The sequence below is a fragment of the Natronobacterium texcoconense genome (assembly GCF_900104065.1).
GTDB classification, from domain to species: Archaea; Halobacteriota; Halobacteria; order Halobacteriales; family Natrialbaceae; genus Natronobacterium; species Natronobacterium texcoconense.
In genome coordinates, this window is sequence record NZ_FNLC01000001.1 from 298,120 (window position 1) to 322,201 (window position 24,082).

Sequence of the window (24,082 nt, forward strand, 5' to 3'; positions counted from 1 at the left end):
ATCGATCTGTGAACTCGAGTGTCGGCGTCGGCCGAGGCATTCGCCGGCTTGCCGAAAGGATCAATTCCCGACGGAACCGAATAGGGAGTGCTACACACACTCATGGATGGCTTGACTCGTAGCTCGATCCGTCTCAGTCGTGGCGATACGGCTTACGTCGTCGGCATCGTCTCCGGCGCACACTTCCTGTCTCACGTCTATTTACTCGCGTATCCGCCGCTTTTCCCGCTGATCGGTGCCGAGTTCGATCTCACGACGACCCAGCTCGGGTTGCTCGTGACCGCAATCTACCTGCCGACGCTCGTCTTGCAGCTCCCGCTCGGGGAACTCGTCGATCGGATCGGGGCGAAACGCATCCTCGCCGCCGGACTCGTCGTCACCTCGCTCGGAGTCTCACTGTCCGGGCTGGCGACCTCCTACTGGACGTTGCTCGCGCTCGCGTTCGTCTCCGGGATCGGCCAGTCGGTCTTTCACCCCGCCGACTACGCGCTGCTCGAGAGCGTGACGGATTCGACCAATCAGGGATCGGCGTTCGGCCTGCACACGTTCGGCGGCTTCGCCGGTTTCGCCGCCGCACCGATCGTAACGGGAACGATCGGCGTTCGAGTCGGCTGGCAGGCCGCCCTACTCGTGGTCGGTTCGCTCGGCTTCGTCTACGCGGCTATCGTCCTCCTAACGACCGAGTCGGTCTATCGACGACAGATTCGCGACTCGAGCCCGGACGCTGGCGTCGCCGTCTCCGGGGCGGCCGCCGACGTCAAGAAGACGGTCACCGATCTCCTGGGGCTGTTCCGGTCGGAACTGCTCGTCGTCTTCTCGTTTTACCTCGTCTCGATGATGGCCATCGTCGCCTTCCAGTCGTTCACGACCGTGTTCGCGGTCGAATCGCTCGAGTTCGCCGAGTCGACGGCCAACAACGTATTGACCGCCTACCTCGTCGGGACGGCGGTCGGCGTCGTCGCTGGCGGCCCGCTCGCGGACCGCGTCCCGTTCCAGCCCGTCATCGTCGCTTCCTTCACCGTCGCGGCCGTCGGCGTCTGGTTTGCCGTCGGTATGGCATCCGACGCTGGATTCGTCCTCGCAGCGTCGATCTTCGGCGTGGTCGGACTGGCGACCGGTCTGGCGCTTCCCGCTCGGGACAAACTCGCGAACTCGTTTGCCGCTGCGGGATCGACCGGAAAGAGCTTCGGTTTCTTCTTCACCGGGCTCTCGCTCGGTGCGGTGATCAGTCCGGTCCTGATCGGTGCGATCATCGACGCACGCTCCGTTGTCGCCGCCTTGCTCGTCGCCGGCGGTTTCCTCGTCGTCGCGGCATCGATCGTCGTCGCCGTTCGCCTGCTCGAGTTGCCACGGACGAACGCTGGATAGCTCTCGCATACGATCGTCCGAAACTGTAGCGTACGATACACAGCTACGTCACGGAACGCCCCGAGAAGAGAAGTCGTGGCTCCGATTTGATTCGCTCGAACCGTTTTTTCGTTACTCGTCGTTCGCGGTTTCGATATCGGTTTCGTCGTGTCTGAGGACGATGTCGGATTCGTCCGAGGCGGAGTCGTCGTCTACGGTCTCGGCGTCGACCTCGAACTCGTCGAGCGAGTCCCGGAGGTCGTCGGCTCGCTCGGTCAGCGAGTTCGCACCGGAGGCGACTTCGGAGATGGTGGCGGTCTGTTCCTCGACGGCGGCCGCGACGGTCTCGGTCTCGTCTTTGGTGTCTTCGCTGATGGTGGTCGCCTCGTCGACCATGTTGACGACGCGTTCGCTCGCCCGAGCCTGGTCGTCAGTCGCGTCGTTGATCGACTGGATGCTCTCGTTTGCCGTCTCGACCTGTGCTGCGATCTCGTCGATGGCCTCGATCCCTTCGCCGATCACTTCGCTTCCCTCGTCGACGCGCTCGCGCATCTGCTCGATCTCGTCGACCGTCTCGTCGACCGACGCCTGCACTTCCGTGATCAGTTCGTCGACCTCCTGAGTCGCATCACCGGTCTCCTCGGCGAGGGACTTGACCTCGTCCGCGACGACGGCGAAGCCATCACCCTCCTCGCCGGCCGCAGCCGCCTCGATCGAAGCGTTCAGCGCCAGCAGGTTCGTCTGACCGGCGATGTCGTCGATCAGATCGACGATCTCGCTAATTTCGTCCATCTCGTCGTCCAGCCGTTCGACCTGGTCAGTGATCGCGTCGGCCTGGTTCTCGAGGGCGTTCATCTGGGTACGAATCGCGCTGGCCGCATCGCCCGCGATGTCGGCTCTCCCGGCAGCCTCTTCCGAAACGTTTGCGACGTCGTCGGCGGTCGAAGCGATCTCCTCGATGGTCGCCGAGAGGTCGTTCATCTCGCCGTAGACCTCCTGGAACCGGTCGCTCTGGTCGGCGGTCGCCGTCGCGATCTCCTCGGTCGAGTGGCTCACCTCGTCGCTTGCGCGTTCGATCTCCTGAACGCGGTGGGTAACGTCCGAACTGATGTCGTCGACGTCACTTGCCAGTTCCTGGATGTCGACGACCGTCCGTTCGAGATCCTCGAGCATTGCGTTGAACGCCGCTGCAATCTCCGAGAGCGCCTCGTTGTCGACGTCCTCGTCGAGTCGCTGGGTGAAATCTCCCTCGGAAGCATCGGCCATGACGTCGGCGAACTCGGCTGCCTTCCGCTCGAGTCGATCGGCGAGTTGTTCGGCTTCCTGCCGTGCTTCGGCGGCCTCTTCCTGTGCAACCTCGGCTTCGGCTTTGGATTCCTCGAGGTTCTCGATAGACTGCTCGAGGTCGTGGTGCATCGTCTCGAGCGAGTCGCCGAGCTTTCCGGGGACCTCCTCCTCGAGAATTGCCGAGTCGAACTCCTGGCCAGCGATCGCGTCGGCCTGATCTGCCGCCGTCTCGAGGTATTCGCGGATGCCCTCGAAGGAGCGTCTGACCTGGCCGACCTCGTCGATACGGTCGTCGTCAGAGATTTCGATGTCGGTATCGCCGGCCGAGAGGGAGCGAGCGTCCTCGGCGAGGTCGTCTATGGCGTTTGCGGTCGAGCGCCCGATCGTTGCGCCGATGGCGACGAAGCCGGCGAGAGCGATGGTGATCAGGACGATCAGCGAGGTAGCGACGTCGTCGGCGAGTTCGTACGCGGTGTCCTGTGGCGCGTGGGTGACGAGTACCCAGTCGGTGCCCGGAACGTACGCATAGCCGACGACCTCGTCGGTGTCGTCGTACTCCGTCGCGTCGACTGCGTCGGTTCCCATGACGCGTGCGGCGTGGACGACTTCGCCGTCCGCCCCGGTCTGGTAGGTAGACAGGACTTCGTCTGGCTCATCGGCAATCATCACTTCGCCGTCGTCGGCGTCGACGACCTGCGTGTAACTTCCTTCGATCGTATCTTCGAACTGATCGGCCAGATCGGTCGCGGAGACGACAACCATCACCGCGTTCTCCCGATCGGTTCCCTCGACCGGACTCATGAAGGCGATAAGCTGGTCACCGCCGTGTTCGAAGGTATCGGTGTAGGTCGAATCGACGTTCAGGTCGCCTGTGTAGTCGTATTCTCGAATGTCGTCGTCGGAGAGGCGGGCGTGAAGTTCGAGATCCAGTTCACCGATATCGTCACCGGCGACCGATTGATCCGTCGTGTGGATTATCCGGTCGGTCGTGAGATCGACGTGGTGGATTGCGTGAACGGCGTCGTCCATCTCCTCCTGTTCGTCACGTAACGTCCGTTCTATCTCTACTTCCGATCCGTCCGTAAGGACCTCGTTCGCTGCAACCAGTGTCGTCATCTGCTCGTAGTCTTCGACCCAGTCCGAGAGGCCGTCGGCTTCCGCGTCGGCGTTCATCGACATCTCGTTTTGGACGTTCGCCGTGATCTGGCCCGTAATATCGACGTAGAAAAACACTGCCGCAGCCGAAGTAATGAGGAGAACGACGAGCATCACGGCTGCAAACTTTCGCATGTAGCTCTTGCGGACGTACTCCATCGATAACGAGTCGGATTCCCGGACGTACTCCGTCGGCGAGACGCCGATCGGGTTTCGAACGTGTTCTGTCGGTAGCCGGCTACCCACTTTACGAACGTATTTCGTCGGTAGCAACCCCTTCAACTTACGAATGCGTTCCGTCGGGACCGAATCAGTCACCTTACGGACATACTTTGTGGGGAGGAGATCACGTATCGACATTTATGAAATACTGATCTCATGTTGTAAAATCGCTTGTGGCCCTTTCGACGCCGATACGTGTTTTCCGAGCTATCACGACAGCTGACCATCATATGGCCATTTCAGTCGGGCGGGTCCAGCCGTTGCCTCGAGAGTCGTCTCTCTGTGCGATCGATACTGAAACCTTCTTGGGGAATCGCACCGGGTGTTCGGATATGTACGACAGCGAGTGGCCCCTGTCGAGGTGGCAGCCGTGACGAGTGTCAAGGAGTTCCGAATCGAGGCGGCTGCGACCACCGACGAACTCGGCCGCGGTTCGTTCGTCTTTACCGACGACTACTCCGTTTTCGACTGGGGGAAGATGCCCGACCCGATCCCCGACAAAGGCAGAAGTCTCTGTACGATGGGCGCGTTCAACTTCGAGACCCTCGAGTCGGCGGGCATCCCGACTCACTACCGTGGCGTCGTTCCCGACGACGGCGACGAGCCAGTCTCTCTCGAGGACGTCTCGGAACCTCCCCGAGAGATGGCGATCGAACTCACGCAGGTCCCCGACCTCCCCAACGACGGCCGAGAGTACGACTACGACAGCTACCACGCCGACGCCGGCGACAACTACCTGATCCCACTCGAGATCGTGTTCCGGAACCGGGTCCCGATCGGCTCGAGTCTCCGCCGGCGCACCGACCCCGACGACCACGGGCTCGACGTCGATAGCTGGCCGGACGAAGTCGTCGACCTCGACGAACCGATCGTCGAGTTCTCGACGAAGTACGAGGAGAGCGACCGCTATCTGGACCGCGAGGAGGCCGACGCGATCGCCGGCAAAGCCGACGTCGCCGACCTCGAGTCGCTGGCTCGCGAGGTCAACCGACTCGTCACCGACCGCGCCGAGGAAGCGGGACTCGACCATCAGGACGGCAAGATCGAGTGTTGCTACTACGACGGCGAGATCCGCGTCGCCGACGTCGTCGGCACGTTCGACGAGAACCGCTTCAGCTACGAGGGAACCCAGCTCTCGAAGGAAGTCCTCCGGCAGTACCACAAGCGAACCCAGCCGGAGTGGGTCCAGGCCGTCGAACAGGCCAAAGCCGAGGCCAAACGCAAGGACGTCGCCGACTGGAAGTCCCGCTGTGAGGTGGAGCCGGAGCCACTCGAGGACGAGGTGCTCGAGACTGCACGGGACATGTACTGTGCGGGAGCCAACGCCTACGTCGGCCGAGAGCTGTTCGACGCACCGCCGCTCTCGAGTGCGATCGGTGCGGTTCGTCGACTGTAACGAGTCACTTCCCTTTTCCTGTGTCTAGTCATCGCATACCGCACTTACAGCGTCGCTCGTCGCCGTATTCAGTAACCCTCATATGCAGCGAGTCCACATGCAGTAGCAAGCAATGACTGTTCCCGTCACCCTGGTTCCGGCGAGTATCGTCCCGTTCGATCCGACGGTCGGCGTCACGGTCGTCGCCAGCATCATGCTGACCGTCTTCGTCGCTGCTATGACGTTCCTGGCTCTCGCACCGGTCGTCTCCGAGAAGTGGAGCCAACAGCTAGGCGGTGCCGCGAGCGGTCCGTCGCTCGAGACCGAAGCCAACGAAGCCGACTAATCCTTCTTTAGAGCCCGTACTGGTCACGTACCAGATGGGCCATTCCGCGCTCCTCGAGGACGTCCATCGGTGCGAGCATATCGAGTTGAACGACGCCCGGGAGCCGTCCGATCTGGACGCCGCCGGTGAACGTACACCGCGAGCGGACCTCACCCTCGCTCATTCCCAGCAGGTCGCTCGCCCGGTCGAAGGCGTTCTGTGTCGCGTCGTTGATCGTCGCGCCGGAGCCGATTACCTGGATCGGTCCCATGTCGTCCTCGAGGTCGACTCCGTGGTGGGACGCGAGCTCTCGGCCCGCTTCGCGTTCCCCCTCACTGTACGGCTTCGAGATGAACGGCAGATCCTCCTCGTTGGGCAGCAGGATCGGCCCGTCGATCTCGAGGTCTTTGATAACTTCGACGCCCATTCGCACCGTGCCGCTGACGTCGGTCGTGTGCAGGGAGAGTTCGCCGTCGCCCTGGTTGGCGTGGAGGTCGCCGACGTAGACTCCGCCGCCGTCGACCTTGACGGGACAGATTAGGGTCGCACCGGCGCGGACCTCGGGGACGTCCATGTGGCCGTCCGTTCGTTCTTCGAGTTCGTCCTCGCTCTCGAGACCCCAGTCGTGGTCGGCACCGATCAGGAACTGTCCGAAGTCGCCGGCGTTGTGCGAGTCGGGGAGTTCGACCGGCGGCGTCGTGCCGACGTTGCCGATGAAGGGGCGCAGTCGGCCGAGCGTGCCGGGCATCTCCGAGGGTTCGTACAGCAAGATTGGGTGCTGGCGGGAGTTCTCGGGGATGTCCATCACCTCCACGGCGTCTTTCGCGAGTTCGTGTGCACCCGACTCGTCCATCGTGAGTCCGACGGTCCGATCCTCGTCGAACGCGACGGTGTAGCCGTACTCGAAACCGAAGGAGGAGGCGTTGGCACCACACTCTGCACAGCGGATCGCGTCCTCGCCGGTGCCCTCGACGACGGAGTCGGGCCACTCCGTCCCACACTCGGGACACCGGTGGTCGACGAACGGGTCGTCGTCGAACGCCTCCTCGCGTTCGCGCATCGTCCCGGTGCTCGTCGCCATGCTCGTGACCTCGATCTCCCGGATCTTCAGGGCGACCGCGTCGCCGACCTCGGCGTTCTCGACCCGGATCGGCCGCGTTACCTCGTGGCCGCCGCGAAACTCCGGCGTGATCATCGGCCCCCAGCAGGCCGGCGGTGTGTAGGTCTCGATCGTCCCGCCGTCGGCGACCGTCCCGGCCCACTCCTGATCCGGGCCGACGAGTCCGAGCGTGTACTGGTCGACCGATAGCTCTTGCTGGATTTCACGTTGTGCCATAGCATACCAATCTACGACGGCGGCGAAAATAAACGTACAGTAGCACGCTACCTGCAGGCCCCTGTGTTCGAGGGCGTAACGGTCGATCCAGAAAACGTGTGAACCGAGTCGGTCCGACTACAGCGGTATCGAACGTCGGCTAGCGAACACTCGAGCGACGTCTCCGGCTACTCCCACTCGGGGAGCGACGCAGCTTCCGCCTCGGATACCGAGATCCAGGCGTCGTCTCGGGCGATGTCGGCGATAACGAGGTGTGGCTGCCCATCGATCTCGTCGATCGCCGCCACGACGTCGCCGCTCTCCACTGGCAGCGTTCCGATAGTGCCTGGATTGAGCGTCATGTTCAATTATACTTTCCTTATCGCTATGAACGTTTCGGGTTAAACCCAGCTAGTGAGTGGAATTCCATCAAAATTGCCTACCTTCGACTGTCTCGAAATGTAATGGTCGTACACTCAGTCGTCGGCGATCGCGTCGCCGATCCCGTCGACCGGTCGGTCGGGAGTGATCTCGTCGATCTCGTCGGGGAGACCGAGCTGATAGTCGCTCTCGTTCTCCCGGACTGTCGTCCGGCCGCGGTGGACCGAGACGTCGCCGTTCAGGTGGAGACGGACAGCTTCGAGCAAGGCGTCGGCCTCGAGGGGCTGTCCGCGGCGTTTCACCGCCTCGGCGTCGGCGTCGTCGGGGACGTCGAACGCTCGCTGGGTGATGATCGGTCCCTGGTCGAGGTCCGTCGTCACGTAGTGAGCGGTGACGCCGGCGACGCGGACGCCTTCCTCGATGGCCTGACGGTACGCTTCCGCGCCGGGGAAGGCGGGTAGCAGGGAGGGATGGACGTTGATGATTCGGTCCTCGTACCGAAAGACGACGTTGGGGCTGAGGATCCGCATGTAGCGAGCCAGCACGACGAGGTCGACGTCGTATCGTTCGAGCAACTCGAGCAGTCGCTCCTCGTCTTGCTGCCCGTTCTCGTCGCCGACGTCGTGGAACGGAACGTCGTAGTGGTCGGCCAGCGGCTCCAGGTCGTCGTGGTTTCCGATCACGACGCCGACGTCGGCCCCGAGTTCGTCGTTGGCCCAGGCCTCGAACAGTGCCTCGAGGCAGTGGCTCTCTTTCGTGACGAGGACGGCGATCTGCTGGTTCTCGCGGTCGGACGGGAACCGGACCTTGACGTCGAGTCCGAGGTCGTCGCCCAACTCGTGGAGGTCCTCCCGGAGTTTCGCCTCCGTACAGACCATCTCGCTGGTATCGACGGCCAGGTACATCCGGAAGACGTCGTCCCGGACCGCCTGATCTAAGTCCTCGATGTTGACCCCGCGCTCGAACAGGAGGCTCGTCACACGCGCGATCAGTCCGGTGTCGTCCTCTCCGATCACCGTGATTTCGGTTACGTCGGTCGTCATCGGGGCCACCTCCGCTCGAGCGTCGGTCGGAACATTACGAGGTGTTGCAATCCCTGGGTAGGCAAAAACCCTGCTTTTTGCGGTCGCAGAGCCGAAATTCGGATGATCTTTGCTGTGGGTTGAGAAGAACGGTTCGTAGTCCGGTGCCTGCGCTGAATCCGATGGGTCGTCGACGGCGAAAAGGGAAGTTCGGCCCGTGCTCGGATCGGGCAGCGGACTGTCGCTGGTTCAGTGGTTCTCGTGGATGTGGCTCTGTAACGATCCGACGTCATTGAATCCTTCGTCGCAGACGGCGCAGGTGTTGTGGTGTAACGCGACGTGCTGGGTCACGCCTGCGGCTGACTGGAAGCTCTCGTCACAGGTGGAGCAGTTGTAGCCCATAACGATGCTAGTTGAAGACACGCCGCTCAAAAAGGGTTGCTAGGAACCGCCCGCCCTTCACACCTATACTTTGGCAAAACGCTCGTCTCCGGTCATTCATCCAGCGATGACGGTCGGGCGGTCCGCGATAATCGATCGTCCGCCCGAGGTCACCGCAACTCGTCGGCCCGCCGCCGCAACGACGGATCGACGGTCGTATCGTCTGCGAGTTCCGCGAGTTCGTCGCTCGCGTTGCACTTCGCAAGCCCCTCGAGCGCCCGTCGCCGGAACTCGCCGCGAAGCCCGCCCATCTGGACGAGCAGTGCAAGGTTCGTTCGTTCGCCGCGCTCGACCATGCGGTCGATCGCGTCGCGTCGATGCGTGTGCGAGACGGCCGATTTGACTGCGGTCTGGAAGTGTGTCGACATGGTCGTACTGATCGCTGTCACCTGGTATCTTCTCGAGAGACGAACGCGTCGCCCCACGCCCTGATCCACTGCTTCTCTGGAGTTTCGGCGGTTACCGCCGAGTAGATCGTACAGGAGTCGGGCCTGTCGTCGTGTCGCTCGAGGTAGGCCTGATAACACGGCGAGACGTCCGGTTCGTCCGGTCCATCCACGTCTGGTTCGGACGCGGCTGGTCGTGTACCAGGATCCGATTCACCGTCGGTGTCGTGGTCGGTCACGTCGTCGGTCACCTCAATCCGCGAGTCCGATCTCTTCCTGGGCGTCGGCATCCGTTTCCGCGGCCGATTCGTCGTCACCCTCTGCTGGCGGTTCGAACGTCGGGAACCGATCTTCGTACGTCGTCCAATCTTCCTCGAGTTCCTCGTCGGTGAGCAGACAGTCCGCGAGGTCGCTCCGGAGCGCGTCGTGGTCGATCTCGACGCCGATCAGCACGAGTCGAACGTTCCGGTCGCCCCAGCGGTCGTGCCACAGCTCCTCGAGTTCGGGGTTTTCCTCGAGTTGCTGCTCTCGTTCGTCGGCGGGAAGCGCGTCGAACCACGTTCCGGCGGGTGCGACCCGCACCGACTGGCCGGCGACGTTGAGGGTGATCGCCTCGTCTTTGCGGCTCACGTATCGCTTCTCGCCCGCGGTTTCACCGCTCGCATCGGAATCCTCGCTTCGCTCGGATACCGCCGCTCCCGTTCGCCCTTCCGAGGCCTCACACTGTTCGTCCTCGCTCGCAATCCAGAAGTGCCCCTTCGAACGAACGACGTCGTCCGGGAACTCGTCGAGGAAGTCCGCGAAGCGTTCGGGGTGGAACGGCCGCCGCGCCTCGAAGACGAACGAGGTGACGCCGTGTTCCTCCTCGGCGGACTCGTGGGGCTGTTGCAGTTCCTGCATCCAGCCTGCGGACTGGCGGGCCTCCTCGAAGTCGAACCGCCCGGTCTCGAGGATCTCGTCGGGGTCGATCCGGCCGTGTTCCGTCCTGACGATTTCGGCTCGCGGCTGGAGCGTCGACACCGTCGATTCGATCTCTTCGAGGGTCTCCTCGTCGACCAGATCGCACTTGTTCAACAGGAGGACGTCACAGAACTCGACCTGCTCGACGAGCAGGTCGCCGAGGTGTTTCTTCGTTCCGTCGTCGTCGAGAATCTCTTCCGACGTCATCGCCTCGTCGAACTGGTGGGCGTCGACGACGGTGACCGTCGTATCGAGGTGACAGCCCTCGAGCGGTTCGATGCCGGTCTCTTCGTAGAACTCGGTGGGGTCGAGATCCGACTGGTCGAACCCGAGCGTAAGCGTCTGGGCGACCGGTAGCGGTTCGGCGACGCCGGTCGATTCGACGACGACGCCGTCGAACTCCCGTTCGGAGGCTGTGAGTTCGCCGATGGCGTCGAGCAGGTCGCCACGCAGTTCACAGCAGATACAGCCGTTCGAGAGTTCGACTAGCTCTTCGTCCTCGTCGGCGATGTCCGAGGATTCGGCGACGCGGTCGGCGTCGACGTTGACCTCGCCCATGTCGTTGACGAGGACCGCCAGTTCGCGGTCGGTTTCCCGCAAGACGTGGTTCAGCGTGGTCGTCTTCCCGGCACCGAGCGTTCCTGATAGCACTGTCACGGGGATCGAGTCGTCGCTCATCGATTAACAATACACACCAGGATCTAATAGTAGTTATTATCTTAGACGCCATAGTTATTAAACTCTGCACGCTTCCTCTCGCGACGCTCCAGTCCGCTCGAGAGCAGGTGAGAACGTCCGATATTCCGGCTTCGGAGTGTGGCAAAACGAAAATACAGCCGAAAGTCGAGTGCTGGCTGTCATACGGTTTACTGTAAGTCATTTCCGGTGAACTGCGCCCAGGACAGCGGTTGCACCGGTAAATCGGTACAGCAATCCGTCTCAGTAGCCGATCGGTCCGCCGACGCGTCTACGAACGGTGTCGACGAGGTATCCGCCGATGTAGCCGAACGGGGCGATGATGACGACCAACATCGTTAGCCATCCCAGCGCGAGTATGATCGTGATGAAGATTCTGTCACCGACGCTTTCGATCCCGAACATGCCCGTTGTCCGCGTTATCGCCAGTATCGGTATCAGTGCAAGCGTGCCAACGGTCGCTGCGAGGGCCCCGTTGTTCGCCGACGGGTCGTAGAAGCCGCTTCTGGCGGCCGCGACGCCACCGCCGACCAGCGCTGCTGGCATCAGCCAGCCCGGCCGATTCAGTCCGAAGTTCACGACGAGACCGAGTACGACGACGGTCGCTGCTCCCCACAGGACTGGCCCGCGGCCGTACTCGAAGGTCGGTTCGATTGTCTGTCTCATTACGATACTGTATTTCAACTGAAATTTGTGGCGCTATATAACTAGGGGCCAGACGCCGTTTCACTGTCGGACAGTTACTCGAGGTCGGTATCGAACGTCCGTTCGCGTTCTCGCGAGCGACCGTCGGCCGCCGTTGCCTCCCGGTCGCCGCCGGCAGTGTCCGCGGACGACGCCAGGAACTGCTCGACGTCGTCGACCGTCTCCGTCTCGAGCAACACCTCGAGGCGTCGTTCGAACTCCGCGTCCGAGAGTTCGCCGTCGGCGTACCGGGTACGAAGCCGCTCGAGGGCGTCTTGGTGGTCTTCGACCGTACTGGCTTCCTCCTCGTCGACTTCCGTCTCGAGTAGCGGAGTCAACTGCTCGAGTATCTCGCCGCCGAAGATGAGTGCGAATATCGCCACGATGATCGCGATCGACGTCTCGATAGCCGCAAGTGCGACGAACGTCGCGAGAACGGCGACGATGACGATAGCTGCCGGCACCGAAATCCGGGCGTTCGGCCGAGCGGTAGTCATACACTGATGTTCGCGGACCAACACAAAAACGCTGTCATCGGTTTCGTTCCGTACTGGTTGGTCACCGTGACCGTCGTCGACCGACATATTATGAATTCTACTGGGCCAAATATTGGCTATTAATAGAACAAAGGACTAAAATAATAAAGTGGTGTATCGTGGCTCGATGTACGAGTGCGTTATCGTCGGTGGCGGCATCCACGGAACCTACCTGATCCAGCGGCTGCTCGAGGATACCGACCTCGAGCGCGAGGAGGTTCTGATCGTCGACCCACACAATCGGCTCCTGGCCTCGTTCCGGCGGAAAGCTGCTGCCTGCGAGATGGACGAACTCCGGTCGACGTTCGTCCACCACGTCGGGACGGAGCCGTTCGGACTCGAGGACTTCGCCGAGGCCCGCGGCCGCGAGGACGACCTCCTGCCGACGCCGGGCTATCCGCGCCGGCCGTCGCTGTCGCTGTTTCTCGACTACGCCGACTACGTGATCGACCGGGGCGAACTCGAGTCGCTTCGCCGGCAGGCGACCGTCGAGTCGATCCGTCGAGTAGCCGACTCGGGGGACAGCGTCGTTCTCGAAACCGCCGAAGCGGGGACGATCCGGACGCGAACCTGCGTCCTCGCGATCGGTCACGGCGACCGCTATCATCGCCCGGCGTGGGCCGAAGACGTCGACGGAATCGCACACGTCTGGGACTCCGAGTTCGACCCCGACGCGCCGGCCACCGAGACGGTCGTCGTCGGTGGCGGGATCACCGCCGCACAGCTTTCGACCTGTCTGGCCGAGCGAGAGTCGGTCACGTTGCTGTCGCGCCACGACCTCGAGGAGGCGGTCGTCGAGGCCGAGCCGCCCTGGATCAACTGGAATCACATCGAGAGACACCTCCACCGGCATCCACCCGGCTCGCAGGCTCGATACGAGGTGCTTCGAGAGGCGCGAAACGACGCCACGATCCCGCCGACGTTGCTCGAGCGCCTCGAGTCGGCTGCCGACGACGACGACCTCTCGATTCGTCACGGAGCGGTCCGTTCGGCTCGCACGGTCGACGGCGACGTCCGACTCCTCCTCGAGAACGGCGGCTGTCTCTCCGCGGCGCGAGTCGCCCTCGCGACCGGGTTCGACCCCGTTTTCGATCACCCGTTCGTCGACCGCGTCGCCGAGACACTCGACCTCGAGCGTGGCTATCGTGGGATGCCCGTCCTGGACGATCGGACGCTCGCCTGGTGCCATCCCGACGGCGAACGGAGTTCGATCCACGTCTCCGGTGCGCTGGCTGCCGGAACAGTCGGTCCGCTCGCTGGCAACGTCGCCGGTGCGCGGCGGGCGGCAGACCGGCTCACCGAGTCGATTACGGGCGATCCCCCGGAGGTCGTTTCCGCCGACTGACTTCCGATCGACGCGAAACCGGACCGTTTTGTACTCGTGTGCAGTATTGGATTCAATGAGCAAGATACGTCCACCGGAACTCGAGGACCGACTCGAGGAGCAGAACTCGCCATACGTCCTCGACATCCGGCCACGCGAATCGTACCAGCGCGACCGCATCGACGGGAGCCGGAACGTTCCCGTCTATCACGACCTCCGAAGTGGGGACGAGACCGAACTTCGCGAGGAGATCTCGAGGGCTCCCGACGACAAGACCGTCGTCACGGTCTGTAAGGCCGGTATCGTTGCCCGGAAAGCGACGGCTGTCCTCGAGGACGAGGGATACGACGCGGTCACGCTCGCGGGCGGGATGCGTCGGTGGAACGGGTACCAGAACGGGTCGATTGGGTACCGACTTCGTTCGGCGCTGTCCGCTCTGTTGCCGTAATCGACCTCGCTGTATTCACGATCGTGTATTACGCTCTCGAGTCGAAAGCGTTTTTGAGCACGGTTACGGGGTAACAGGTAATGACCGCGTACACCGCGACGGTGACGGTTCGACTCAAACACGGCGTCCTGGATCCCGAGGCCGAGACGACCAAGCAGGCCTTAGAGCGACTGGGCTTCGAACTCGAGGACCTGCGTTCCGCGGATCGGTTCGAGGTCGACCTCGAGGCCGACTCCGCCGACGACGCGCGCGAGCGAGCGGACGAGATGGCCGAACGGCTGCTGGCGAACCCGACCATCCACGATTACGACGTGGAGGTCGACGAACGGTAGATGACCGTAGCACACACCACGATCGAAACCGTCGGTCGCACCACCAGGGGGTGGCGACTGTGACGGTTTCGATCGTCAGATTCGGCGGCTCGAACTGCGACCGCGACGCCGAACGCGCACTCGAGCACCTCGGCATCGACGCCGAGATCGTCTGGCACGAGGACGGCCTCCCGGAGAACACCACGGGCATCGTCCTGCCCGGCGGGTTCTCCTACGGCGACTACCTCCGTGCGGGAGCGATGGCGGCCCGCTCGCCGATTATGGCGGAGGTCCGCGAAGCCGCAGACGAGGGCGTTCCCGTGCTGGGTGTCTGTAACGGCGCACAGATCGGCTGCGAGTCCGGCCTCACCGAGGGCGCGTTTACGACAAACGAGAGCGCCCGCTTCCAGTGTGAACACGTCTACCTGCGGGTCGAACGCGACGATACGCCCTGGACCGAAGCCTACGACGAAGGCGAGGTCATCGAGGTCCCCATCGCCCACGGCGAGGGTCGCTACGAGGTCGACGACGACCGTCTCGCGGAACTCGAGGACGACGACCGCGTCCTCTTCCGGTACTGCGACGAGAACGGCGAGACGGGGCCCGAGGTCAATCCCAACGGCTCGAAACACAACGTCGCTGGTGTCCTCGGTGACCGAGAGACCGTCGCCGTGTTGATGCCCCACCCCGAGCGCGCGACGCTGCCCGACGTCGGCCCGACGGACGGCCAGGGGATCCTCGAAGGGTTCGAGAAGAGCGCGTAGTTACCGCGTCAGCGGCCCGTTGAAACCTCGTTCTCGCTCCATCACCGTCTCCCAGGTCAGTTCGCACTCACAGGAGACCTGCTCGAAGACCGACGGATCCTGTCGCAGGTCGAAGTCCTTGATCGCCTTCTGGACGAGATCGTCACACTCCGTGCAGTTGTGTGGCCCACGGTCGGAGCCGTGGCCGACGGGGTCGGAGACGACGATAGCGTCGACGTCGGCGGTCTCCTCGAGCACGTGCGCGACCGACCACAGCCACGGCGGGCGGTAACCGTCGTTGAAGTAGAGTTCGTCGACCATGGTGTACCGCTGAACGTTACAGGGGTTCATCGAGACGGTGTGACAGCCGTCGACGTCGGCACAGCGTTCGATCGAGGCGATCATGTCCTCGACGGCCTCGGACTCGGTGAGGAAGGGTGGCTTCATCAGCAGGTAGGCCTTGATACCGGCTTCGGCGTCGTCGGCTGCTGCGTCTGCTGCCGCAGCCTCCGCGCAGGCGTCCTCGAAGTCGGCGAAGTCGAAGTACTTGTTCACGCAGTCGTGACGCACGCGGTCGGTCGCGGTCTCGAGGCCGATCGCGACGTCGGTGTCGACGCCGTACTGGGTGAAATCAGCAATTTTCTCTCGGTCGACGAAGTCCGGCAGCGATTCGACGACCATGCGTTCGCGGTCGGCGAACGTCTCCGCGATCGCTTTGCGGGTTTCGGCACCGACCTCCCGCTCGTCGAGGAAGGACCCGGAGGTGTAGATCTTGATGAGGTCGGCGGTGTCGTCGGCGTTTTCGGCCTCGTGCTCGAGGCAGACGTCGATCTGGTCCATCAGGGCCTCGTGGGAGACGCTGCCGCCGTCGACGCTCTCGGCGACGTAGCCACACATCGTACAGCCGCCGGCACGCGCCCAGCGACAGCCGCCCGTGTTGAGGATGATCGTCAGGCTCTCCTTGACGCCGTCGGGCGTGTTGTCCTCGTCGAGCCAGACGCGGGTCGGCTCGTGCGGGTCGTAGCTGGCTTCCTTGCGCGATCGGATCTCGCGCATCACCTGATTGTGGGCGTCCATGCCCTTGCCCTGCTCGTAGACCTCGGGCGTGGGTTGACTCATTATCGAGGCAAGGGGCCCGAACGCCTAAAGCGCCTTCGTCTGTGCCGGCCGCAGGCCGATCACTCGGCCGGCCGGTCCAGCCGCTCGCGTCCCGTTTCGTCCGAACTACCCGTCCAGTCGACGGTCGCGTGCTCGTCGACCAGGTGACAGGCCGTCCGGTGGTCGGTGGCGACCGCCTGAAGGTCCGGCGTCGCCCGCTGGCAGACCGTCGTAAACTCCGACTCGAGGACGTCGCGTGCCGACTCGAGATCGCCCGACGCGAGCAGTTCGACGGCGCGCTCGAAGGTCGCTTCGGCGTCGGGGTCGCCGATCCCATCCGTGAGTTCGTACTCCGAGCGGAGCGCGGCGTCGACCTCGTCTGCGGGGAGTCGGTCGGGGACGGTCCGATCCTCGAGCGGTTCCTCCGGATGGACCAGGTCGTACACTTCCTCGAGGTCCATCCCCTCTTCGACCCGCTGCTTGAAATCGAGCAGCGCCCGCCAGGTGCGTTGCGCTACGTCGTACTCCTCGGGCGGCACGACCTCGGGACACCGAGTGTGGAACCGACAGCCTCGAGGCGGGTTCGACGGATCGGGAACGTCCCCTTTCAGTCGCACTCGTTCGCCGCGGTCCGAGAGGTCGGTCGACGGAATCGCCGAGATCAGCGCCCGCGTGTAGGGGTGTTTCGGATCCGAGAACAGCTCTTTCGTCGGCCCGACTTCGACGAACTCCCCGAGGTACATGACGCCCACCCGATCGCAGATGTGGCGAACGACCCCCAGGTTGTGGCTGATCAGCAGGATGCTCAGGCCGAACTCGTCTTGCAGGTCCTCCATCAACTGGAGGATCTCGGCCTGAACCGAGACGTCGAGTGCGCTGACCGGTTCGTCGGCGACGAGCAACCGCGGGTTCAACACGAGCGCCCGGGCGAGGCCGATCCGCTGTTTCTGGCCGCCGGAGAACTCGTGAGGATACCGATCGATGTCGTCTGCCTCCAGCCCGACACGGACGAGCAGTTTTTCGATGATTTCTCGGCGGAGTTCCCGGTCGGCCATCCCGTGGACGATCAACGGTTCGGCCAGCGACTCGCCGACGCTCATCCGCGGATCGAAACTCGAGTCGGGATCCTGGAAGATCATCTGGGCGTCCCGACGGAACCGTTTCAGCTCCGTCCGGTCGTACTCGGTGACGTCCTGACCGTCGAACCGGACGCTTCCGGCCGTCGGCTCCTCGAGACGGAGGATCGTCCGGGCTGCCGTCGATTTGCCACAGCCCGACTCGCCGACGATGCCGAACGTCTCGCCTTCCGCTATTTCGAACGAGATTCCGTCGACGGCCTTCACGCGACCGATCTCGTCTTTCAGGACGCCACGGGTCATCGAGAAGTGCTTTTTCAGGTCGTCGACCTCGAGCAGCGGTCGTCCGGTACTCATCGTCCACCTCCGGTGGCGCTGGTCGTTTCGTACGCGTCCGTCGGTTCGGGAAGCCCACCGTTCCCGTCGAGCCAGTGAACACACGATACCTGATGGTCGTCACCGATATCCGTCAGCGGCGGCTGGTCGCCGACGTGACACTCCTCGGTAGCGTACTCGCATCGGTCGTAAAACCGGCAGCCATCCGGTGGATCGGTCGCATTCGGCAGGCTGCCGGGGATCGGCTCGAGGGCCGATTCTCCCGGGAGACACTCGAGCAGTGCCTCCGTGTAGGGGTGTGCGGGGTTCTCGAAGACGTCTTCGATGGCTCCGCTTTCCATCACTTTGCCGGCGTACATCACGACGACGCGGTCGGCGATTTCGGCGACGACGCCGAGGTCGTGCGTGATGAAGACGATGCTCATGTCGTACTCGTCCTGGAGGTCCCGCAGGAGATCGAGTATCTGGGCCTCGATCGTCACGTCCAGTGCGGTCGTCGGTTCGTCCGCGATCAACAGATCTGGCTCACAGGCCAGTGCGATCGCGATCACGACTCGCTGTTTCATCCCACCGGAGAACTCGTGTGGGTAGTCGTCGATGCGCGTGGCCGCCTCCGGAATGCCGACGTCCTCGAGCAGCGTGATCGCTCGCTGACGGGCCTCGGATTTCGAGACGTCGTGGTGGGCGTCGATCGCCTCCCGGATCTGGTAGCCGACGGTGTAGACCGGGTTGAGCGCCCCCTGCGGGTTCTGGAACACGTGGCCGATTCGACCGCCACGTAGCTCCCGTAGTTCGTCCTCGGAGAGCGCGGTAACGTCTTGTCCGTCGAAGTACACCTCCCCGCCGGCGATCTCTCCCGGCGGCATGGGGATCAGTTGCGTGATCGATTCGCTCGTTACGGACTTTCCAGAGCCACTTTCGCCGACGATACAGACGGTTTCGCCGCGGTCGACGTCGAAACTGACGCCGTCGACCGCCCTGACTACGCCGTCGTCGGTGTGAAAGTGGGTCTGCAGGTTTCGGATCGAGAGTAGTGGTTCGTCAGTCATGGTTACCCGTGTCGTGGATCGAGTGCGTCTCGCAGCGCGTCGCCGAGGAAGTTGAACGCCAGTACCGTCAGGAACAGGACCACGCCGGGGAAGGTCGCGACCCACCAGGCGTTTTGCAGGTCACCGCGCCCCTCGGAGATGACTCGGCCCCACGACCAGACGTTCGGATCGCCGAAGCCGAGAAACGCCAGCACTGCTTCGTAGAGGATCAGTGACGGAATCGCAAGGGTCGCGGCGGTGATGATCGTGTTCGAGACGTTCGGTATCAGGTGGCGCGTGATGATCCAGCGTTCGCTCGCACCGACGTTTTTCGCGGCGTCGATGTACTGCTCTTCGGTCCGCTGGAGCGCCTCCGAACGGACTAGCCGCGACGTCGCCGTCCACGTCGTCAGCCCCAGGATGATGATGATGGTGAACAGATCACCACCGTAGAGGTAGACGACGAACAGGATGAGGAAGAACGTCGGGAACGTCAACATGATATCGACGAACCGCATCAGCACTTCGTCGACCAGTCCGCCGAAGTACGCGGCAGTCGTCCCGACGATGCTCGCCAGCACGACGATCATCAGACAGCCGATGAGTCCGACCATCATACTCACTCGAGCGCCGATGACGGCGACCTGGAGAATGTCCTCTCCCGACTGCATCGTGCCGAGCGGGTGCTCCCAGGTCCCTCCTTCCAGGCCGGGGAGGTAGCTGTAGAACACCGGCGGCTGGTAGGCGTTCGTGACGTCCAGTTCGGGTCGACCGACGACGAACGGTCCGAACAGCGCCACCAGGAAGATGAACACGAGGAAGATCAGGCTCGCTACGGCGGCCTTGTTCTTCTTGAACTCTTTCCAGTAGTGTTTCGTTCGCCGCGGGTTCTGGTACAGCGGCACGATGCCGTAAAGGACTAGCACTGCGATGGTGAGCATGAACAGCCACTCGACGTTGCCAGGATTCGGGGCGAACTCGATCGGACCGAACTGATAGTCCACCAGCGGCTGACGGTGGTCCCCGTACAGGTAGTCGAGAATCCACCCGACGACGATTCCGCCCATCGTCAGGACGGCCGCGATCCGCGTTCGGGTCAACTCGGGGCTACCTTCGTACGCTTCCCAGTCGATATCTTCGAAGCTGATGTCGTCGTGAACGTCGTTCTGGTCGCCGTGTGTTTCCGTACTCATTAGCGATCACCGAAGTCGATTCGTGGGTCGAGGACGGTGTAACAGATGTCCTGTATCAGGTTGCCGATAATCGCGATGAACACCGGTATCAACACTGTTGCAAGCACGAGCGGCGTATCCTGCTGGATGATCGCCTGGTAACTGACGAGTCCGAGACCAGGAATCTGGAAGATCACCTCGATGACGTAGCCGCCGGCAAACAGCAGGCCGAGAATGTCGCCGACGAGAATCGTGATCAACGGCACCATCGCCGGTCTGAAGATGTGCCGAATCGTGACCTCGTTCTCGGAGAGCCCCTTTGCCCGCGCTGTCTTGACGAACTCCGCGTGAACGTACTCGAGCGATTCCGCCCGGGCGTACCGCATTTCCGAGGCGATCGCCGCCGTCGAGAGCACGATCACGGGGAGTATCAGTTGCTCCGCGTTCGCCCACGAGAGCAGGGGAACGTCGGTCGAGTAGTACGACGGTAGCCAGCCGAGCGTGGTGGCGAAGATCAGTATCAGCATAATCGCGAACCAGAAGTTCGGCAGGCTGATCCCGGTAAACGCAAACAGCGTCGCGGCGTAGTCCTCTTTGGTGTACTGGTGGGTGGCCGAGTAGAGGCCGATCGCGAACCCGAGAACTACCGAGAGCACCGTCGCCGGGAAGACGTACTGGAACGAGTAGATCCAGGAGTTGGCGATGACGTCGATGACTGGCTGATCGTACAACGACGACCAGCCCCAGTCGAACGTCGCCAGTCCCACCATGAAGTTGCTGTACCGTTCCCAGACGGTGTCTCCGTGCCCGAGCTGCTGTTGATACAGTTCTCGTGCCTCGTCGGCAGCCATTCCCTGCTGTACTTGCTGGTCGACGAACGAAGCGCCAGCCGCCGAAATTGGCGAGAAGTCGAGCAACAGGAACGTGATCGTCAGCGTGATCCAGGTCGCGAAGAAGGTCCACGCGATCCGCTTTGCGATGTACGCTTTCATTGTTCGTGTCTATCGATATACATTGGCTGTGATCCCCGAGATTCGGGGACGGGTACTATAGTTCGGAGAGGGCGACCGGGTGTTACTGCTCGGCCTCGATCTCCCAGCGGTGGATGTCGTAGCCCCAGGAGATGCTCGGGTCCTCCGTCGGTTCGACGTGTGCGCGGTAGCCGTTGAGATCCTCCGGGAAGTAGAGGAAGTTCCACGGCTGTTCCTCGCTGAGGATACCGTACACTTCGGCGAGGTTCTCCTGGCGAGCCTCGGGATCGGTCTCCTGAGCGGATTCGGTGAGGATATCGGCGATACCGTGTGGATCGTCGTATCCGTACGCGTTAGCGGTGTTCCACGGCTCGTCGGTCGCACGCCAGTAGCTCTCGGTTGCCTCCGGCGCTCGCGGATACGAGTTCCGTCCGATGCCGGCCATCAGGTCCCAGTCGCGGGCTTCCGCGGGTGACGTGTAGAAGAACTCGTTTAGCATCGAATTCCACGGGACCGGCTCGAGTTCGACCGCGAGTCCGAGGTTCTCGTCCAACTCGTCCTGGATGTACCGGGCCGTAATCTCGGTTGCCTCGGCCGAGTCCGAGAAGACGAAATCGAGGACGACCTCCTCGCCGTCGCCGTCGACGACCCGTCCGTCCGAGTAGCCGTAGGCACTAGGGAGGTTCTCCTCGAGACGCTCACGCGCACTGTCGGGATCGTAGTCCCACTGAACGACCTGGGAGTCGTCGTAGAACTCGGAGTACTCGGGCTGGAGGGTGTGGGCGACCGTCCCGTACCCGTACTGGATGTCCTCGACGATCGACTCCCTGTCGACGGCCATCGTGAGCGCCTGGCGCACCTCGGCAGTGTCGAGCGCGTCCCAGCCGTCGCTTCGCATGTTGTAGAACATACTCTGGCAGTAGACCGTCGGCGTGCCGATGATCTGGACGTCGTCTCGCTCCTCGAACTCGTCGGCTCGCCGGGCCGGGATACCGGTGTTGGTAATCTCTCCGGACTGGATCGCCGACAGTCGCGTCGATTCTTCACGCATGACCTGGTACGTCCACTCGTCTATGTGCGGGGAGTCCTCGTGGCCGTCGTAGTTGCGAAGGTAGTAGTCGTCGTTGCGCGGGGCGTACATCCGCGCTTCGGTCTCGAGCACCTCGGGCGTGAACGCGCCGAGATTGCCGGTGTAGGCGAGGTTCTGAATCTCGTCGTCTTCGTTTAGTCCGTCGCCGTCGCGGTCCTCGACGTACGGTTCGGCGAGTTCCCTGGGAACGACTTCCTGAAAGCCCCAGATAATGGGTTCCTCGAGGAACGACGGATACGGCTCCGGCGTCTCGATCGTGAACTCGAACTCGCCGGTCTCTTCGACGTTGAACCACGCTTCGTCGCCGTCCTCGTCGGCGGGTTCGAAGCCGGATGGGACTTCATCGACGCCCATTCGGAAGTCGTCGTCCATGGAGACGGCTGCCCAGTTGTCCTCGCCCTGGATGATCTCGGTGATGGAGTAGACCCAGTCCTCGGCGGTCATCTGGCCGTAGGGGTCGCTCCACTCGCCGTACTCCGTGAGCGTGAACGTGAACTCGGTGAAATCGTCGCTGACGTCGATGTCCCGGACGAGTCGATAGACGATGTCGTCGTTCTCGTCGAACACGTACGCCGGGTCCATCACCCGGGAGACGCGATTGCTGGAGGTCGTGTCGGTGATGCGGAAGACGTTGTAGTTGGGAGCCTCACTACCCTGGGCACCAATCCAGTGTTTCGAGTCTCCATCGCTCGTCCCGTCGTCGGCTGCTGGAGCTTCTCCGTCGGAACAGCCAGCCAAAAACGCAATCCCACCGACTGCAGTCGATTTCAGCACCGTTCTTCGGTTGATATTGCCTCTCGTGTTGTTGGATGGCACACCAAATGATTAGAGAAAAAGAATATAATACTTTTCATCTATTCAATTATTGACAGATGCAAGCATAGATAATCAACTTTTGATCTAACCAACACTAATTGTGCGGGTTCGATTACTGTGTTCCAGTGGCTCCCCACTACAGTACGCCGTACTGGACGAGAAAGGAAACGCAGAGTAACGTGGTGGCAACGAGTGCCAGCCGAATCCCAGTTCGGAGTTGACCTGCTGGTTTCCGAACGTCGTGTCGGTCGTCGGAGTCAGTTTCTTCGGTCGCTTCTTCGACGGCCCGTCGACGCGAAACCGACGGCCGCGTCAGGATGACCGCAATAGCGAAGAGGCCAACGGCGAGGACGAACAGCGCGTCGACGACGAACACGAGCCCCCAGCCGAGCACTGCGCTCGTCCCGAGGACCACGGCGAGACACGCGGCGGTGATCGTTCCCACCGATTTCGCGTGTACCAGATACCGATCGAACACGGTTGCTAGCGAGTACACGACGTCGATCCGTTGTAGCTGTTTCGGAGAGTGGCTATTTCCGCTGGTTCACGTCGGTGGTTTCGACGGCGTTTTGGAGGGGTCGGGCGACGGAATTACGGCCGTCACCAGCCGTCCTTGTTCTTCCGTTTGAGCGTCTGTCTAACCTCGTCGACGCGTTCGGGTAGACAGCGAGCGACGTCGCTCATCGTCACCACGCCGACGAGTTCGATCCCCTCGAAAACGGGCAACTTCTTGACGTCGTGTTCCATCATCTTCTCGAGCGCCTCGATGACGTCGCTGGTCGGCGATATCCGGACGATCTCTTCGGACGTCATCGCGTCTTGCACTCGCAGGTCCTCGAGCCGTGCGCCGGTCCGGTGTTGCGTTCGGAGGATATCCGACCGGGTCACGATGCCGACCATTCCCGGATCGACGACGACGATGCTGCCGATCCGCTCTTCCAGCATCGTCTCGACGGCCTCGCGAAGCGTCGCCGACGGCGCGATCGTCACCGCCGGCGTGGACATGATCTGTCTGAGTAGCATGGGTCTCGTGGTCGGCTGGCAGTCTTTCACTCGAGTGCTGGGTGGAGTCTCTACCCCGGTTCGATCTCCGACCTCTACATCCGTGTCATCACACCACAATTGTAAAATAATCGGCCGCTGTGTGAGGTTCAGTCCCTGGGTCGCTATAGTCGGTGTAGCCCCTCGAGGAGGGGTACGACGACCGATAGTCGCCAGTTCTCGGGCATAGGTGTTGGTGGCGCAAACGACTAATGTCGTCTCCGGGCGGTCCTCATCGAGGGCCGCTCGACAGGCGCATCTCCCGCGTCTCGACCGCGTCACAGGCCGGACAGACGAACTGGTACTGGACCCGGTTTCCCGAGGTCGTCACTCGCCAGCCCCCGTCGGATGCGTGGTAGCCACACTGCCGACACTCGAGCTCCGAGCTGTCGAACTTCTCGCGAAGCCGGTCGAACGGCGACCGATGGACTGACATACGGTACCGTACGTCGTGTGTGTTAATAACGTTCATGGTATTCAGTGCGACGGCAGAATC

Annotated in this window: 26 protein-coding genes; 7 read left to right on the plus strand and 19 right to left on the minus strand. The window is 62.6% G+C overall.

Features of this window, described 5'->3' with window-relative positions; genetic code table 11:
* Nucleotides 1–102 precede the first annotated feature (102 nt).
* Nucleotides 103–1,368, plus strand: a complete 1,266-nt coding sequence (locus BLR35_RS01555) for an MFS transporter (protein WP_090376338.1) — start codon at nt 103–105, stop codon at nt 1,366–1,368.
* Between the two features lie 111 nt (nt 1,369–1,479).
* Here the strand turns inward: BLR35_RS01555 and BLR35_RS01560 are convergent, their stop codons facing one another.
* A complete protein-coding gene (locus tag BLR35_RS01560; protein WP_090379581.1) occupies nt 1,480–3,948 on the minus strand; it encodes a methyl-accepting chemotaxis protein in 2,469 nt (822 codons plus the stop codon).
* A gap of 433 nt (nt 3,949–4,381) precedes the next feature.
* Between BLR35_RS01560 and BLR35_RS01565 the strand changes: the two genes are divergently transcribed.
* Both BLR35_RS01565 and BLR35_RS01570 read left to right on the plus strand, forming a co-directional pair.
* Complete coding sequence (locus BLR35_RS01565) at nt 4,382–5,407, plus strand: phosphoribosylaminoimidazolesuccinocarboxamide synthase (RefSeq protein WP_090379583.1); 1,026 nt, start codon at nt 4,382–4,384, stop codon at nt 5,405–5,407.
* 112 nt (nt 5,408–5,519) lie between these two features.
* The gene (locus BLR35_RS01570) at nt 5,520–5,732 is read left to right on the plus strand and encodes a hypothetical protein (RefSeq protein WP_090376341.1); all 213 of its coding nucleotides are present in this window, start codon (nt 5,520–5,522) and stop codon (nt 5,730–5,732) included.
* 7 nt (nt 5,733–5,739) lie between these two features.
* On the opposite strand, the gene BLR35_RS01575 is transcribed toward BLR35_RS01570, so the two are convergent.
* The 9 genes from BLR35_RS01575 to BLR35_RS01605 all read right to left on the minus strand — a co-directional run bounded on the left by BLR35_RS01575 (nt 5,740) and on the right by BLR35_RS01605 (nt 12,093).
* Nucleotides 5,740–7,047 (minus strand): acetamidase/formamidase family protein, encoded by a 1,308-nt coding sequence (locus tag BLR35_RS01575; RefSeq protein ID WP_090376344.1) that lies wholly within the window; start codon nt 7,045–7,047, stop codon nt 5,740–5,742.
* A gap of 167 nt (nt 7,048–7,214) precedes the next feature.
* On the minus strand, nt 7,215–7,388 hold the full coding sequence (locus BLR35_RS20490) for a DUF7556 family protein (RefSeq protein ID WP_170830941.1): 174 nt from the start codon (nt 7,386–7,388) through the stop codon (nt 7,215–7,217).
* A gap of 114 nt (nt 7,389–7,502) precedes the next feature.
* Nucleotides 7,503–8,450: a formyltetrahydrofolate deformylase gene (locus BLR35_RS01580; RefSeq protein WP_090376349.1), complete on the minus strand. Its 948-nt coding sequence runs from the start codon at nt 8,448–8,450 to the stop codon at nt 7,503–7,505.
* Between the two features lie 228 nt (nt 8,451–8,678).
* On the minus strand, nt 8,679–8,831 hold the full coding sequence (locus BLR35_RS20155) for a C2H2-type zinc finger protein (protein ID WP_139169221.1): 153 nt from the start codon (nt 8,829–8,831) through the stop codon (nt 8,679–8,681).
* 149 nt (nt 8,832–8,980) lie between these two features.
* The gene (locus tag BLR35_RS01585; RefSeq protein ID WP_090376354.1) at nt 8,981–9,238 is read right to left on the minus strand and encodes a hypothetical protein; all 258 of its coding nucleotides are present in this window, start codon (nt 9,236–9,238) and stop codon (nt 8,981–8,983) included.
* Nucleotides 9,239–9,255: 17 nt separating this feature from the next.
* Nucleotides 9,256–9,507 (minus strand): DUF7511 domain-containing protein, encoded by a 252-nt coding sequence (locus BLR35_RS01590; RefSeq protein WP_244510169.1) that lies wholly within the window; start codon nt 9,505–9,507, stop codon nt 9,256–9,258.
* Between the two features lies 1 nt (nt 9,508).
* Nucleotides 9,509–10,894 carry a GTP-binding protein gene (locus tag BLR35_RS01595; protein ID WP_090376357.1) on the minus strand — a complete coding sequence of 462 codons (1,386 nt, stop codon included), beginning with the start codon at nt 10,892–10,894 and terminating at the stop codon, nt 9,509–9,511.
* Nucleotides 10,895–11,155: 261 nt separating this feature from the next.
* Nucleotides 11,156–11,578, minus strand: coding sequence for a DUF5518 domain-containing protein (locus BLR35_RS01600; RefSeq protein WP_090376361.1), 423 nt, complete (start codon nt 11,576–11,578; stop codon nt 11,156–11,158).
* A 74-nt stretch (nt 11,579–11,652) separates the two neighbouring features.
* A complete protein-coding gene (locus tag BLR35_RS01605) occupies nt 11,653–12,093 on the minus strand; it encodes an SHOCT domain-containing protein (RefSeq protein WP_090379590.1) in 441 nt (146 codons plus the stop codon).
* Between the two features lie 166 nt (nt 12,094–12,259).
* Between BLR35_RS01605 and BLR35_RS01610 the strand changes: the two genes are divergently transcribed.
* From BLR35_RS01610 to purQ, 4 genes are all read left to right on the plus strand, one after another.
* On the plus strand, nt 12,260–13,477 hold the full coding sequence (locus BLR35_RS01610; RefSeq protein ID WP_090376365.1) for an FAD/NAD(P)-binding protein: 1,218 nt from the start codon (nt 12,260–12,262) through the stop codon (nt 13,475–13,477).
* A 55-nt stretch (nt 13,478–13,532) separates the two neighbouring features.
* Complete coding sequence (locus BLR35_RS01615; RefSeq protein ID WP_090376368.1) at nt 13,533–13,904, plus strand: rhodanese-like domain-containing protein; 372 nt, start codon at nt 13,533–13,535, stop codon at nt 13,902–13,904.
* An 80-nt stretch (nt 13,905–13,984) separates the two neighbouring features.
* Nucleotides 13,985–14,236, plus strand: a complete 252-nt coding sequence (gene purS, locus BLR35_RS01620) for a phosphoribosylformylglycinamidine synthase subunit PurS (protein WP_090376371.1) — start codon at nt 13,985–13,987, stop codon at nt 14,234–14,236.
* A gap of 59 nt (nt 14,237–14,295) precedes the next feature.
* Complete coding sequence (gene purQ, locus BLR35_RS01625; RefSeq protein ID WP_090376374.1) at nt 14,296–14,979, plus strand: phosphoribosylformylglycinamidine synthase I; 684 nt, start codon at nt 14,296–14,298, stop codon at nt 14,977–14,979.
* Here the strand turns inward: purQ and BLR35_RS01630 are convergent, their stop codons facing one another.
* The 9 genes from BLR35_RS01630 to BLR35_RS01670 form a co-directional block, all read right to left on the minus strand.
* Nucleotides 14,980–16,077, minus strand: a complete 1,098-nt coding sequence (locus tag BLR35_RS01630; protein WP_090376377.1) for an archaeosine biosynthesis radical SAM protein RaSEA — start codon at nt 16,075–16,077, stop codon at nt 14,980–14,982.
* 59 nt (nt 16,078–16,136) lie between these two features.
* Nucleotides 16,137–17,489 carry an ABC transporter ATP-binding protein gene (locus tag BLR35_RS01635; RefSeq protein ID WP_090376380.1) on the minus strand — a complete coding sequence of 451 codons (1,353 nt, stop codon included), beginning with the start codon at nt 17,487–17,489 and terminating at the stop codon, nt 16,137–16,139.
* Nucleotides 17,486–18,517, minus strand: a complete 1,032-nt coding sequence (locus BLR35_RS01640) for an ABC transporter ATP-binding protein (RefSeq protein ID WP_090376383.1) — start codon at nt 18,515–18,517, stop codon at nt 17,486–17,488. The genes BLR35_RS01635 and BLR35_RS01640 overlap by 4 nt, the downstream gene beginning before the upstream one ends.
* A 2-nt stretch (nt 18,518–18,519) precedes the next feature.
* Nucleotides 18,520–19,689 carry an ABC transporter permease gene (locus BLR35_RS01645; protein WP_090376386.1) on the minus strand — a complete coding sequence of 390 codons (1,170 nt, stop codon included), beginning with the start codon at nt 19,687–19,689 and terminating at the stop codon, nt 18,520–18,522.
* A complete protein-coding gene (locus BLR35_RS01650; RefSeq protein ID WP_090376390.1) occupies nt 19,689–20,660 on the minus strand; it encodes an ABC transporter permease in 972 nt (323 codons plus the stop codon). The genes BLR35_RS01645 and BLR35_RS01650 overlap by 1 nt, the downstream gene beginning before the upstream one ends.
* 82 nt (nt 20,661–20,742) lie before the next feature.
* Nucleotides 20,743–22,467 (minus strand): ABC transporter substrate-binding protein, encoded by a 1,725-nt coding sequence (locus BLR35_RS01655; RefSeq protein ID WP_211704960.1) that lies wholly within the window; start codon nt 22,465–22,467, stop codon nt 20,743–20,745.
* Nucleotides 22,468–22,681: 214 nt separating this feature from the next.
* Nucleotides 22,682–22,990 (minus strand): hypothetical protein, encoded by a 309-nt coding sequence (locus BLR35_RS01660; protein ID WP_139169223.1) that lies wholly within the window; start codon nt 22,988–22,990, stop codon nt 22,682–22,684.
* Between the two features lie 155 nt (nt 22,991–23,145).
* Nucleotides 23,146–23,568 carry a CBS domain-containing protein gene (locus tag BLR35_RS01665; protein ID WP_090376399.1) on the minus strand — a complete coding sequence of 141 codons (423 nt, stop codon included), beginning with the start codon at nt 23,566–23,568 and terminating at the stop codon, nt 23,146–23,148.
* Between the two features lie 250 nt (nt 23,569–23,818).
* On the minus strand, nt 23,819–24,022 hold the full coding sequence (locus BLR35_RS01670) for an HVO_0649 family zinc finger protein (RefSeq protein ID WP_090376402.1): 204 nt from the start codon (nt 24,020–24,022) through the stop codon (nt 23,819–23,821).
* Nucleotides 24,023–24,082 lie beyond the last annotated feature (60 nt).